This is a genomic window from Prosthecochloris sp. (assembly GCA_015482705.2).
GTDB lineage: Bacteria > Bacteroidota > Chlorobiia > Chlorobiales > Chlorobiaceae > Prosthecochloris.
Map to the genome: position 1 here is coordinate 20,567 of JADMLA020000028.1, position 14,330 is coordinate 34,896.

A 14,330-nucleotide genomic window follows, 5' to 3' on the forward strand; every position below is an offset into this window, starting at 1 on the left:
GCCGAATAGTTACGGTTCGGTAAATATTGTGTAAACTCATGGCACGAGCGATTTGGCATATTCCCCTAACCATACATTGAAGTGTACGCGTCAGAAAGAAATCACCGAACCATCCCCAAGACGGTCTTCGCATGAGCTGGTTACAAAACATAATCATCCTGACAATCGGGTTTTTACTCTCACAGATACTGATTGCAGCCAGAACCCATGTCAAACTCGCCACTTACTTTCTCGGTCACTCGCGCACTACAACAGGCGGGCTCCTAACGGCAACATTATTTCTCTCCTACAGTTTGTCGATCTTCTTTTCCAATACGGTTGTCGTTCTTGCCTTGCTGCCCGTAGTACGAAAACTGATGGCTATTTTCGGAAACGTGAAAAATCACAAGACACTCGCAGCCCTTTTCTATTGTGCATTGATTTTCGGAGCGAATACAGGAGGAATGGCCTCTCTGACAGGAAGTCCACTGAATGTTGCCGCAGTCAGCTTCGCAAATTTTCAAGCGTTTCCCGGAGCGGAGCATATCACTTTTTTTACATGGATAATGGTCGGCGTTCCGGCTTCGTTCACGCTCGTCCTTGCCGGAAGATGGCTTCTCCTGGCGCATACCCCATCAAACCTTGAACCATCGGTTTTACCGACACCGCACAGGATGGGTTCTCTCTTGCCGAAAAAACCGCTTATCTTCTTTGTCGGCAATATCACCGTTATCTTCCTTCTCAGCGCTGCCCAGTTTCTTTTCTCACCTGATCCTCTGGTAGCAGGGATGAACATCATTGATCTTTTGTTTACCGGATATCTTGGGACCATTCTTTTTTTTGCGTTCATCTTTCCCCGCAAAGCCCGTACGCCAAGAAATGTCCTGAAGAATCTCACGTTTCTACTCCTGTTTCTAGCGGCGTTTCCCCTCATCTTTGTCAGCAAAACACTGGAGCAGCTTGAAAAAAGAGTCAAGGTCCCATTAGGAAATGCTTACACCATGCTCGACACATTTCTGTTGCGGATGCTCAATTTTTTTTGGAAACCGCTTTTTGGAGAAAGCTTCGGATCTCTATCCATACACAACTTCAATTCCGTACTATCGATCAACCGTATTATGCTTGAAATCCCCTGGTTCGGTATCCTTCTGATGACCTTTACAGCTCTATTGTTACTGCTTGTCATATCAGTTGGAGACAATCCATCAACTCAGAATATTGACGGATGGCTTTTTACCGTACTGAAAAAATACAGCGCCTGGGCGACCTCTTTCTCCAACAACCCGGCCATCCTCTATGCTGTTACCGCCCTGTCAACCATTTTCGCCACAGAGATACTCAATAACACCACAGTTTTGCTTGTCGTCACCCCGGCGATTGTCGCCATGCAACCACTCTTTCACTCTGAACAACTTCTTTTGCTTTTGCTTGTCACGGTTGCGGCTTCAGGTGCCTTTATGAGCCCCATCGCCACACCTGTCAATGCTCTTGCATTCGGTGGACTTGAAAATGTATCCATCAAGACCTTACTTCTACTCGGTTTTCTCATGAACCTCATTGCCGCTTTTCTGATAACCATCAACTTTCTGATACTCTTATATTTTCTGTAACGGATTTTTTTTTTATTACCTTCTTTTGCTTGGCATATTGCAAGAGTAAGCAGAACTCTCTTTTGATACAGAACCCAGACAACCGCCCCCATTTCAATGCCGCCGCTGAAACATGGGATGTAAATCCACGGCGAGTGAACCTTGCCCGGCATGTAATGCAATCGATGGAAAAACGCCTTCCTTTTCAGGCAGACTGGAATGCCTTGGAAATAGGTTGTGGAACCGGGCTGCTATCATGCCCTGTTTCCTCCATGATAACCTCGTTGACCGCCCTCGACACGTCGGAAGGGATGATTGATGAACTGAACAAAAAAATCCGTAGCCGGCGCATTTCCAACATACAACCGGTTGTTTCCGATATCTTTACCTTTCCTCACGTACCTGAACAGAAAAAAGAGTACCACCTCATTTTCAGCAACATGACTTTTCATCATATTGCAAACGTCAACGGGGTATTGTACAAACTCTATTCGCTGCTTTTACCGGGTGGTTATCTGGCTGTTGCCGACCTTGATGAAGAAGACGGTTATTTTCATAACGACGGTAACGAAAAAGTCCATCACGGATTCAGGAGAAGCCTGTTTAAAACACAGTTGTTACAGCACGGGTTCACCGATATTTCTTTCTCAACTGCTGCAGCACTGACAAAAATCAACCGTGTAAATATCGAAAAAACGTATACTGTTTTTTTGGTCGTTGCACGAAAGAGTAAAGAACAATGAACTTCAAAGCAGTTATTTTCGACCTTGACGGTACACTTCTCGACTCCCTTAAAGACCTTGCAGATACACTCAACAGCGTACTTGCAAAGAACGGCTATCCAACACACGATGTCGAGCGGTTCCGATACCTCGTCGGGTACGGCATGAGTGAACTGGTGAGAAGAGCTCTTCCATCCGATCTGCAAAATCAGCGCGAACTTCTCGATAGGCTTATGCAGGAAATGCTGGCACATTATGCAGTAACCTGGAAAAACAATACCCGTCCGTACCCCGGAATCAGTGAACTGCTTGACTGGCTGGATACTACTTCGATCAAAAAGGGTGTACTTTCAAACAAATCGGACAAGTTCACAAAGCTATGCGTCGAAACGTTGCTCTCCCGCTGGAATTTCGATTGTGTTACGGGGCATCATCCCGGAATCAATCACAAACCGGACCCGCAAGGAGCTCTTTTGATGGCGAAGGAAATGGAAACCGATCCGTCGGAAATTCTTTACGTAGGAGACAGTAATGTAGACATGTTGACTGCGAACGCTGCCGGAATGTTTCCCCTGGGTGTGCTCTGGGGCTTTAGAACAAAAGAAGAGTTACTCGAAAGCGGTGCGAAATTGTTAGTCGAAAAACCCCAGGCAATAATCAGTGTTCTTTCCGGAAACGACACGTAAGGAGCCCCCCCCCCTCTCTAAAAACTCATCGAGAAGTGGACAAGCTCGACCGGACGCTCGTTCAAAGACTCCAAACCGCCCTTTTTTCGTTTGGCTTCTTCCTCATTGATCATTTCTCCCACAGCAAGTCCAACAGCCGTACCTATCGCAGCTCCGATTATGGTATCGGAAAGCCAGTGCTTATCGTCATATATCCGATCCAGTACGGTAATACCTGACAAAACGTAAAGACCCGCTGTTGCCCAAGGCCTATCGATTCTTCTGCTCAATGCCGATGACATTGCAAATGCCGCAGTTGCATGGCCCGAAGGAAAAGACCACCTGCTGTTCTCTTTTTCAAACCAGCCGAACCGTTCGTTTCCCTCAAAGAGGTAAGGCCTTGACCGTCCTGTAACCGCTTTCAGAATTCCCGTGATAAGCAACGAAAATGTGTGTGCTTCCAGTACAGCCCTTCCTGTGTAGCGAACCCATTCATCATCACTGACAATACCGGCGACGTAGAGAGTCGACCCCAGGTAGTAACCGGTAGTAAGTTTTCCATAGTAATCACCGACAGAAACCAAATCATCCATAAAGCCGGAACGATTGCCGAGCATATACTCCCGAACAGGGTCATCGGCCAATACCATGGAGGCAGTTGCTGCACCAGCAACCGCAAAAACCGTCATCCAATCACTGCCGTCAAAATGTACAGGGGAAGAAAAGATATCCCTGAAATCATGAGTGAAACGAGCGACATCATCTTCGAGTATTTCGCCTGTCGAACGGTTTTCGGCTTCGGCTGACGACATACCGAGAAAAAACGATGTGCAGAGCAAAAAAAACATTACCGTGAAACAACAGGAAAGTCTCGACAAACAGCTCATAACATTCATTACAGTCCCTATAACAAAAAATCCCTTTGATTTTATTCGAAAGTAGTCCCTAAATTCTTATACAGGTACCTCGGTTAACAGTCGTGATCGATTGCACATTCGAGACAGCACACAGTTACATTGAGAACGAAGAAACCAGGCTCCTGATAAAAGGGTCAGATTTTTGCGATTCCATCGTGTCATCGTAAAATGGAATCATGTCGCTGAACAAAAAGTTAATAGAGGAAGATACCATACTGTCAACAGTACCGTCAATATAGCGCAATGACTGTCAATAACACACTTCTCGAAAAAGTATCAGCTTATGTTTCACAGCGTTTCGAAGAAAGCGGAAAGCGTAACACAGGCGTTTATCACGATTTAACACACACTAAAGAGACCGTCGCAGTCGGACGGGAGATTGCGCGAGGAACAGGCCTGCCCGAACGGTCCGTTCTGCTTGTCATGATTGCATGTTGGTTTCATGATGTCGGTTATATAGAATCCGCTATTGAACATGAAGAAAAAAGTGCTGAAATCGCCGAAAGTTTTCTTGTCGAGAAAGGCGTTGACAAGGAAACGATAGAAATCATCAAGGGTTGTATTCATGCGACAAAAATCCCACAGTCTCCCTCGAATCAGCTTCAGGAGATTGTCTGTGATGCCGATCTTGCAAACCTTGGCTCAGACCACTATAAGAAGAAAAGCGAGCTTCTCAGAATCGAACTCGAAAATAATAGAGGTTTGCCCTTTTCCGATAGTGAATGGCTTCAGCTCAATATCGATTTTTTTCTCCAACACAGCTTTTTCACTGCATTTGCACAAGAAAGTCTCAAGGGCAAAAAAGAGGAAAACCTTGTTTTGCTGAAACATGAACAACATAAAGAACAACTCCGAAAGCAACAGAAGAAAGAAGCCAAAAAGAAAAACAAGGAAAATGCAACAAAAAACAGGGGCGTCGAACGAAATATGGAAGTGTATTACCGGACATCTTCCAGAAATCATGTGAGTTTCAGCGCTATCGTGGATCAGAAAGCAAACATTATGATCCAGACAAATTCACTTATTTTTTCAATCATCATTTCTCTTCTTGTCCGCAAACTCGATCAGCTTCCCGATCTCATCATACCGACTTTTCTGATGCTTTTCACCTGCGTTGCAACAATTATCACATCCGTGCTCGCCACACGCCCGAAAGTGACACGACATGAAACAACCATAGAAGATATCAAGAACAGAAAAGCGAATCTGTTGTTTTTCGGATCTTTTGTCAATCTCGATCTCGATCAATACGAATGGGGAGTCAAAGAGATGCTGAAGGATAAACCGTACTATATTACCAACATGATACGTGATACCTATTATCTCGGGAAAGTCCTCGATAAAAAATACAAGTATCTCAAACTTTCCTATGAAATTTTCATGGTTGGCCTGATTATTTCAATCAGTCTTTATGCTTACGCATTCACCAACTGAACGCACACGAAACAGTACTTATCATCGGTTGTACAGAACGATACGAACATATGACGCACGACATGAAGCACAAAAAAACAGATGCGGCAAGGGCTTACTCCACTTCGCTGATGGTATAGAGAGCGATTTGCGATATTCTGCCCTTGAGAGAAATGATTCCTTTAAAACGTGTAGCGAATTTCTTCAGCTGTCTTGCAGGAAAAAGAAAAAGAAGCTCTTCCGACAGAAGAATCTGCTCACCCATTGCAACACACTCTTCCTGAATCCTTGCGGCTGTATTGACCGTATCTCCGTGAAAAACAATTTCCCTCTTTTCCACACCGACCTCACCCGCCATTACCTTGCCTGCATGTAAACCTGCTTTCAAATGCGGAACGTGCTGATAACGCCTTTCGTACTCCCCGGCCCGTTTATCAATACGTTTCAAGATATCAAAAAAGCAGCGAATGCAGTTGAGCCGTTTTGTGCCATCCTGAATTCTCCAGGTAATAACAACGCTGTCGCCAACGTACTGATAGACTTCACCACCATATGTTGTAATCGGTTCGGCAATATCATTAAAAACATCATAAAGAAGATTGTGGTAACGTTCGTGCCCCATGCTTTCGGCAAGGGCGGTCGAACTGTACAGATCAAGAAACATGAAAACCCTTTCCTCCTCATGAGGAGTATGATACCTTCCCACAACGACATTCCAGAAATTTTTTTCTCCCACTCTCTGGACAACGAGCCGAAAAGAATTTATTACGATTCCGACTATGGTCAAGTACAAAATCAGCACAAAAAACTCCCCGAAAAAAAATGTTCTGAGGCATCTTTCAGAAGAAAAAACGTTTGTCCCGCCAAGTAATTGATATTCTTCCCAAATCACAAAAAACACTAATACCATCAATGCGATAATGACATAGAATACCGTTCTGACAAAAAGAGTCAGAAGAAAATTGAGGTTACTGGTAATCCTGGAAAGAAAAAAAACATCCGATACAGCAACAACGGCACCCACAACAAATCCAACAGCGGTGAAAAGGACAAAAACAAAGTAGTCGTTAGAGTATACAAACTCTTCGCATGTATGGCTAAGTGCCTTTAAAAAAGCCAGATAAATATAAAGCGCCATCATGAAACCGAAGATGATCCGCCCTATACTTTTCAGATTTCTGGATATCTTCAGAGGTGTTCGCATAATAAAAAATCATGTAGTTGGACAACTCGTGCCCAGAGCCAAAACAAACGTCCCCCCTGAGGAATTCCTCAGGGGGGAATGCGGATCAAAAACAAGGTAGAATTATAACAAACCACTTGCCAGGAGAATTACTTAAAAACTGAATCCGGTTCTCACGTATATTCCGATATCATCGGTTAGCCTCGCACTGTCAACACCCCTGCCAACGGCGATGCTCAAAGCATAACGCGGCTCGATAAAGCCAAACCAAAGTCCACCACCATATCCGGTATGCCATCTGTCGGAATCTCCACCATCGTAAAAAACCCGCCCTGTTTCTATAAAAGCGAGGGGCCCGAACATAACGGGAACGAGAAATTTAAACGTACCCAGGTAAACCCTGAACTCGGAATTGGCATAGAGAGAAGCATCGCCTGCAAAACGTTGTTTGTCATAACCACGAATCGATTCCGAACCTCCGATATACGCTGCTTCGTAGAACGGAAAATCTCCCCAGATTTTTTCCCCTCCTGCCCGCAAAACAAGCCTCGAATAAGGCAACGACGGCAAAGGGAGATAAGCTGTCCCTTCGGCCTTCACTTTCCAAAATGAATTACTGTTTCCAAAAAACTCCGGATAGTACCCTCCTTCAACGTCCAGTACCATACCACTCAACGCAGCTGTAGCACACGAAGACCTTGCACGTGCAAGTCTACCGAGTTGTTTTCTTGGTGAAAGCATGATTCCTTTACCGCAGTCACGGTTGTCATAGCGAAAACCAGCAATAATCCTGCCGACAAAATCTTCATCGATGCCATAGGGTGCCATGGTTTCCAGCCGTGAACCCGGATCAACCTCGAGATCGACGAATTTTGCCTCCATACCGGTCCTGAACTGAAATTCGGAGTCGGCGGGAAAATGCAGCGTCGGACGTATCCAGGTCAACTGTTGCTTTATCTCGAAATCATCTTCATCATACAGAGATGTATCAAAGGACGATTCATTTCCGAAACCATAAAAATTGATCACCTCGAGCTCGGTGGTTCCAATTTCGAGAAGCAGTTCCGTATCATCGATAAATGAACGAAAATCCCCCCTGTACTCGAGCTTATAGCGAAACTCGGATCCCGGATCATAAGCAACACCACCGCTCAGCTCCATATTGTAATTGTATGGATCCTTGCGAAACCCATAATCCTCGAGAACGACCCCCCACCCAAGAAAAGCACCATATTCCGGAGCGTAGTCCAATCTGAGGTTCGCAATCGACGCGTCCAGTTCACGCCCGTAATCTCTGGTCTTGAAATCATATTTTGCGCGTTCGTCAATCGGTTTGTCGATCTCACTGTTATCAACAGCCGTAAATTCGCTTTTGCCGAACACTGTTTCCGGCCCTTGATCATAAAAATAGTTTCCGGCTCTCGTGCTGAAACCGCCTCTTGAAGCCGCCACCCTGTCAATGATTTTGTCTTTACCTTCTCCACCGATAACCCGAACATCGATATCTTCAGCAAGGATACCATCGATAACGGCATAATCGTTTCCACCTTCCAGATACAGCCTGATCTCGGAAGTGTGCTGCGGCTCGAATACTCTCGAATAAAAAGGGACTGCATCACGGGACGCCAAATCATCCTGCATTCTGTAAATCTTCACGGCAACGGTACCGTCGCTTTTACGTTCTATCTTTGCAAATTCCGGCTTGTCACTGGTGTAAATATCGACATCCTCTGCATAGATTCGATACAATTCATCCGACGCATCTTTCAGCAAATCGCGCCTGACCTTGAGATCATACTCGATTTTCTCTCCCTCCTCTGCATACATCGAAGGCGGCATTTGACGTACAGCGTCGGTAATAAGCTCATCCGTTAAGAGAGCTTGCAGTTCGGTTGCCACATTTTTCCATTGGGTCTGTGACAACCCGGAAAAAATACGACGATCGAGAGGGCGACCCGACCAGGATAGAAAGTAAACCTCATCGAGGTCATCACCGAAACCCTCTATACGTGGAATAATCTGGGTTAACACCCATGAAAACACACCATCCTGACGTGAAAAGGCATTGTCTCGATCCTTAGGTACCGGCTTCCAAACAATACCTCCATTTTCCCTGAAGCCAGCCCATCTCCACTGGCCGGTATGCCTGTCCCAGTCACCAATAAAAAGATCGATAAGACGAGCCTTGAGATAGGCCTCGGCATCCACCCGGTTCCGGTTGTCTTTTTCAAGCGCCTCAAACATGGTATAGGTTTTGACAACCTTGTCCGCCCCTGCAAACGCATTTACCGGACCGTCATTTTCGTCAGGATGCTCTTCAATCGTGCCGAGGAGACCGGCAAATTCTTCGTAATACTTCCCGAGATGTTCACGATCATAAGGTATAACGACAAACTTGGAAGGAGCATGGAGAATTCCAGCCCTATCGAGCAGAGGAGAAACAATAACAGCGCTTGCCGGGTTCGATGAACTCACCTGATCCTGAACAACAGCTGAAACCACCGTACCGCGTAACTTTTCCGGCATTCCCCTTGCCGGATCTTTGTCAACTGTCCTGAAACGATACTCTTTTCCATCAGAAGCCCTGAAACGAAGGCTGATTGTTTGAAAGCCTCCCCCTTTTTTATACGGTTTCAGGCCACCGGCAAAACGTTGTAAGTCAAGAACCTCGACATTCATCGGAGAAGCCCAGAGCGAACGCCAATGATCTCCGAGAAGCATACGGTGCAAAGCTCCTGCACTGTAGTGTTCTCCAGGAACGACCTTGACACTTTTACGATCGCCAATAACAGATTGGGGGATCTTCTTGGGCTGTGCACTGCCAATCGAAAACCAGCATAACGAGGTCACGATGATGGCCAATTCCGCCGCAATATATCTTTTCAATGAAAATCTCATAATCTTCCCGATATTGAATCCTTCCCTGATTCGCCTGAAATCATGAGTACGAGCGAGAAATAGACAGGTTTCGTAAAAATAAATTAATAAACGGCTTACTGTATGGCTGGACGCTGCTTTCGCATCGAGTACCGAAGCAACGTTGCATTCCCACCAACACCTTCGTTACTGATGAGCATTTCGTTATCGGCAGTAAAAGCAAGGCCTTCCGGTTGAGCATGATCTTTTGACGGAAGACGGGCGACATCGATAATCTTCCCTTGGGGATCTATTTCCACAAGAAGCTTTCCCCTTGCTGCCAGGACAAAATATGTCTTCGACTGAGGGTGCCGTTCGATAGCCGAAGGTTTGAATTTTTTCTTAGCGCTCTTTTTTTTCAAAAACTTGCTGTCAATAAGAAATCTGGGGGTTTTGTCAAGCGACATGCTTTTCAGTGAAAACGAATAAACCGGCTTCTCTTTACGCTTTGAATTTTCCTTGTCGAAGACCAGCCGCTGCAATGAAAACTCTTTCGGGTATTCTTTACAGGCCAGCAACAAAGCATCTGACTCCGGATCATAGCAAAGCCCTTCGACATCGTAGAGATCATTCAGAAATGTTTCATGCCTGACAGCATCCACCTTTTCTCCATCATTTCCCTCTCGAAACCCATAAATGACCCCGGCACTGGATACCATATAAAACTGTTTGCCTGAAACTGCAATATCCTCAAAGTCTTCCATGACCGGATCCTGTCCGAACCAGCGTTCTTCAAAGAGTGAAAAATGCTTGATAATTTTGCCACTTTTCATATCGAGCTGAAAAACCGTCCCTTTTTCATCATCATGGGCAAACAATCGATTATCATCGGTCACGGCGATTCCTGAAATTTCTTTCAGCACCGGAGCGAGTTTCACATGACTCTCCGGATTATCGAGATCATACCTCGCAAGCATTGACTCCTCTGCAGACAAAGAGTCATAAAAAAATACAGAAAATGAAATGAATAGAAACAAAAAGAACTGCAATCTTCTCATGTATGGATATCAGGTTTAGCTGGCACTCGAGATATTAATCCGCGAAATCAAGCGCTCAACCCTAGTTATAATATTTTTTTGTATACCCTTTTCAGTCATTCTCTTGGTTGACCTGTCAAACAGAGGTTTTGATTTTACGAAACATATCCTGGGGCCCCTGTAGATATCCTAAGTTTACGTCACGCCAACAGATGTAAACGGGAAAAAACATAATCAAGGTGATCTTCATTTAACACAATCCTGTAATAACTTGTTCCATCGAGCCGTATCGGACGGCTGTCTCGATCACTTAAAAATTTCCGGCTCTGTTTACCGTTATACCAGTAAACAAGGCGTATCTTTTCGTGATCTATCTCCAGCGCGGTGATTCCCCTTTTGCCAATCGCACACCCTGAATTGAAAACACTGGGTATAGTCAGGTTATTGTATACCCCGCTCCGCAAGCCGATTCTTTTCCCCTGCTCGTAACAGGCAGCCAGCTCTTCTTTGAGAGTCGATATTTTATCTTTTATTATTTCTCGTTCTTGCTTTTGTGCGGCAGGAAATGCACGGCAGAGCTCCTCGATCCGATAGTTGAGATAATCAACCTTGGAAAGCGATTCGAAAAGAGGTCGATGTGTATGACCGATAACCGAAACAATTTTCGCGTTATTGGAAAAATCATAAATCGATTTTTCAATCGCGAAGCGGCGACGGCTGTTGTAAGCGATCGAGAAATTCCTGATACCGAACGGTTTAGCTACGTAGCGTAAAAACCAGACTATCGAACGGCTGACGACCGGATATGTTTCCCAGAGGAAAACCGACGCTTGATGACCGTGAAAAACCAGAATATTCTCTTCACGATAGGACAATTTCAGTGATTCGAGCAAAAAAGGCGCCAAAAGGTAATCTTTTTCATCCTGGAGCGAAGCATCGTGATTGCCAATGGTTCTTAAAAAAAAGCCTGTTTCGTTAAAACGAAGGAAGAGTTGATAAATATGCCGCCATTGAGCAACGATATCATCGAGAGGAAATTTAAAAAGTTCTTCAATATCACCATTGAGAATGAGACTATACTTTTCCGGGAGATAATACTTGCTCATCACAGCATCGACAAGGGGAGCATTGTGCCTGAACTCGTCACGTCTCCCCCCGTTGCCCATATGCAAGTCGCTCAGGATCAGAATCCTCGATTCTCCGTCAAGATCAATATTTTTTGACCTTTTCAGCAGACGTTCGAGATGCGGATGCTTGTCATTGTTGTTAAGCAGCTTCATACCCGGCTCGGCCCGCTTGAAAACGGTAGATCATTTGATTTTTCCGCCTCTGTAAAGAAAAAGGGATACTCTGTCATTGTTTCTTATTGCCTCCTTGACTGCCTCGATGTTTTTCTCACATCTCAGCAGCGTTTTCCAGGAAAGCAAATGTCGTTCTTCGTGAAAATCTGAATTAGCGATATAATTAAACTTTTTCAAACCAACAACATTAAAGAGATCATCACGATTAGCTACCTCCCAGGCATCGAACTTTGTCGCAAGCCTTTCATGGTTTTTCCAGAGATATACCGAAGGCTCTTCACCCGAATGATTTCTCACATACGGATGACATGCAATGGAAATACCCTGCTGCGCTCTTGTTTTTTCAATGATGGTATCGACATCGAGGTCTGGAGATATATAGTCCTTGATATCGAGTGCAAGGATGTGATAACGGGATGTATTGTTGGTTATTTCAATACCCGGTAGCAACAGCATGGCATACTTCTCCCACGCCCGCCTCGCAGCCGCCCACAAGGCCTGCTGATAATCGGAAAACCCCTCTCTACTGACAGCACAGAGTTCGGATTCTCTTTTTCCACTGTTTACGATGCTTTTACTATCGAGCACATGGTCTGTAATCGCGATAACGTCAAATCCAGCCGTCCCATATAACTCAACGACCCTGTCGAGGGAACATTGGCCGTCACTCCACGTTGTATGAATATGAAAATCACAGTAAAGCCATTGCATAGCACTCTCTCTGCTTGTCATTAACCAATGAAATCCTCTCTTGTCAAGCAAAAATGTAAGGAATAAACTTCTGCAGTATATCGGTAACCTTGTGAACTTCCTGAAAACTGTCCCTGTGAAAAACACTTGGGATCTTTCGAGCGTTCTTCTGACATGTCATGGTTCAGACCTTCTGCAAGCACACTGTTCCCATTGGTCTTATCATAAAAGGTTATGGCTGCATCCTTTTTCTTGAAATCGCGGACAGAAAAAGCAAAGTCGGTCGTGTTACGAGCATTTTGCCGGGAAGTGGCTTATGGCAAAATATCCCAATTGCAGTTTCCGGCACTATCGGTTTCGATAGTAATCCTCGACCGTTCACCCCTCAGTGAATGAACCGTCAATTCCTCTGAAAAAATCGACAACGCTTCAAAAGTAACGGATAAGCGATCTACCGTTGTCAACATATCTCTACTTTCGGCACTCTTCGTCGTAACCAGGAGGTCACGAAAGGTGATGCTCACACCAGAATATGCCTTGAATAGAGATATATCCGTCTCCTGATAATCGACCGTTGCTTCCAAAGGATTGTTTAGAGTCTCTTTGATGAAATCGTTCAAACCAGATTTCAGGATATGGAGAAAAATGGAAATCGATCCTGCAAACAAAACCAGCAATACCAGAAAAAACTTGAGAAACTCCCTCATCTTCGTAATATTGAACAAGTTGGGTTACTTATTTCAAAAAAGATGAATTAAAGGTTTCGATCTTTTTTAACGGCAAACAATCTTGATCGTAATCCGAAAAATCAAAAAACCAAACCAACATTGATCAGTCCTGAACGATTCTCAAAAATCAAACAGCTCCTTTCTTTACGGCAGCCTGACCTTACTGTCCTCATGGATAATGTGAACAAACCTCACAACTTATCGGCAATCATAAGAAGCTGTGATGCTGTTGGCGTCGAAACCATACATGCAGTCTCATCAAACGATGTCATACTAAACCGTCAGAAAGCTGCAAGAGGCTCGAACAAATGGGTAAACCTTGTTTTACATGAAAATATAGAGACCGCCTATCAAGCCCTTAGAAGTCAAAAGATGCAAATACTTGTAGCTCATTATAATGAAGAAGCGGTCAATTTCAGAGACATCGACTATGCAAAGCCAACAGCGATCGTCATGGGTGCTGAGCTTTTCGGACCCTCGGAGAGTGCTGCATCACAAGCTGACCATTTCATTTATGTTCCCATGCAAGGTATGGTTGAATCACTCAATGTCTCTGTAGCTGCCGCAGTCATCCTGTTCGAAGCACAGCGTCAGAGAGTTGAAGCCGGATTTTACAACCATCCGAGGCTTCCTGCTGAATATATGAAAAAGCGCATCTTTGAACTTTCCTACCCTGTCATCAGCGACAAAATGACTCGACTGGGCCGTTCCTACCCTGAACTCGACAGCAAAGGGAAAATAATCACATAGATCTGAGCCTTTAGCGGTGACAGTTCACCGAAGTGTAACAAACCCCGCTCGCAAGCAAAGGGAAATCTTTGTATATAAAAAAAAGAATACGCTTACCCGCCCGGCAACTTTTCCACTGTGCCTATGTCACAGCAAGAAGTGAAACCCTACCGTATAGTCATAGAATGGACAAACAGTGAGGACTTTTTCTTTTCTTGTGACTATAAAGTTACTGATGACAATACGGACAAAACTGAAACACAGCAGCAACATACCCACTGGTTCCCACATGTTACAAGAGCGATGGGGAACGTTCTGAAAAAGCTGAGAAGGGAGCACATCACCTTTCCCCTTTTTCTCATTTCTCTTGCATTTGAACACCGGCATCTTCTTCGAGAAATCGATGAGCTGCTCCGGGCACTGCATGCTCATCTCGGTAACCAACAAGGTCCGGGAAGTTACCGTTGTTTCATTTGCAGTGAGGGAAAACAAACGGTTACGGAATGCTGAAATATACCGTC

At 44.8% G+C, this 14,330-nt stretch carries 13 protein-coding genes; 6 read left to right on the plus strand and 7 right to left on the minus strand.

Annotation, left to right across the window (positions count from 1 at the left end):
• Nucleotides 1–131: 131 nt before the first annotated feature.
• The 3 genes from QZ209_RS06770 (at nt 132) to QZ209_RS06780 (ending at nt 2,976) form a co-directional block, all read left to right on the plus strand.
• Nucleotides 132–1,589, plus strand: a complete 1,458-nt coding sequence (locus QZ209_RS06770; protein WP_294346147.1) for an SLC13 family permease — start codon at nt 132–134, stop codon at nt 1,587–1,589.
• Between the two features lie 62 nt (nt 1,590–1,651).
• Entirely contained in the window at nt 1,652–2,311 is a 660-nt protein-coding gene (locus QZ209_RS06775) for a class I SAM-dependent methyltransferase (RefSeq protein WP_294346150.1), read from the plus strand.
• On the plus strand, nt 2,308–2,976 hold the full coding sequence (locus tag QZ209_RS06780; RefSeq protein WP_294346153.1) for an HAD family hydrolase: 669 nt from the start codon (nt 2,308–2,310) through the stop codon (nt 2,974–2,976). The genes QZ209_RS06775 and QZ209_RS06780 overlap by 4 nt, the downstream gene beginning before the upstream one ends.
• A gap of 17 nt (nt 2,977–2,993) precedes the next feature.
• Here QZ209_RS06780 and QZ209_RS06785 read toward each other — a convergent pair whose 3' ends face one another.
• Nucleotides 2,994–3,767 (minus strand): phosphatase PAP2 family protein, encoded by a 774-nt coding sequence (locus tag QZ209_RS06785; protein ID WP_294346157.1) that lies wholly within the window; start codon nt 3,765–3,767, stop codon nt 2,994–2,996.
• A 348-nt stretch (nt 3,768–4,115) separates the two neighbouring features.
• Between QZ209_RS06785 and QZ209_RS06790 the strand changes: the two genes are divergently transcribed.
• Nucleotides 4,116–5,306 carry a Pycsar system effector family protein gene (locus tag QZ209_RS06790; protein ID WP_294346160.1) on the plus strand — a complete coding sequence of 397 codons (1,191 nt, stop codon included), beginning with the start codon at nt 4,116–4,118 and terminating at the stop codon, nt 5,304–5,306.
• Between the two features lie 94 nt (nt 5,307–5,400).
• On the opposite strand, the gene QZ209_RS06795 is transcribed toward QZ209_RS06790, so the two are convergent.
• From QZ209_RS06795 to QZ209_RS06820, 6 genes are all read right to left on the minus strand, one after another.
• Complete coding sequence (locus QZ209_RS06795; RefSeq protein WP_294346162.1) at nt 5,401–6,489, minus strand: adenylate/guanylate cyclase domain-containing protein; 1,089 nt, start codon at nt 6,487–6,489, stop codon at nt 5,401–5,403.
• A gap of 132 nt (nt 6,490–6,621) precedes the next feature.
• Entirely contained in the window at nt 6,622–9,354 is a 2,733-nt protein-coding gene (locus QZ209_RS06800; protein ID WP_294346165.1) for a BamA/TamA family outer membrane protein, read from the minus strand.
• Between the two features lie 107 nt (nt 9,355–9,461).
• Complete coding sequence (locus tag QZ209_RS06805) at nt 9,462–10,301, minus strand: SdiA-regulated domain-containing protein (protein ID WP_294346167.1); 840 nt, start codon at nt 10,299–10,301, stop codon at nt 9,462–9,464.
• A gap of 260 nt (nt 10,302–10,561) precedes the next feature.
• Nucleotides 10,562–11,641 carry a metallophosphoesterase gene (locus QZ209_RS06810; RefSeq protein ID WP_294346169.1) on the minus strand — a complete coding sequence of 360 codons (1,080 nt, stop codon included), beginning with the start codon at nt 11,639–11,641 and terminating at the stop codon, nt 10,562–10,564.
• Between the two features lie 30 nt (nt 11,642–11,671).
• Nucleotides 11,672–12,373 (minus strand): PHP domain-containing protein, encoded by a 702-nt coding sequence (locus tag QZ209_RS06815; protein ID WP_294346171.1) that lies wholly within the window; start codon nt 12,371–12,373, stop codon nt 11,672–11,674.
• 293 nt (nt 12,374–12,666) lie between these two features.
• The gene (locus tag QZ209_RS06820; protein ID WP_294346174.1) at nt 12,667–13,077 is read right to left on the minus strand and encodes a hypothetical protein; all 411 of its coding nucleotides are present in this window, start codon (nt 13,075–13,077) and stop codon (nt 12,667–12,669) included.
• A 102-nt stretch (nt 13,078–13,179) separates the two neighbouring features.
• Between QZ209_RS06820 and trmH the strand changes: the two genes are divergently transcribed.
• Nucleotides 13,180–13,830, plus strand: coding sequence for a tRNA (guanosine(18)-2'-O)-methyltransferase TrmH (gene trmH / locus QZ209_RS06825; protein WP_294346177.1), 651 nt, complete (start codon nt 13,180–13,182; stop codon nt 13,828–13,830).
• 123 nt (nt 13,831–13,953) lie between these two features.
• Nucleotides 13,954–14,319 (plus strand): hypothetical protein, encoded by a 366-nt coding sequence (locus tag QZ209_RS06830; RefSeq protein ID WP_294346180.1) that lies wholly within the window; start codon nt 13,954–13,956, stop codon nt 14,317–14,319.
• Nucleotides 14,320–14,330 lie beyond the last annotated feature (11 nt).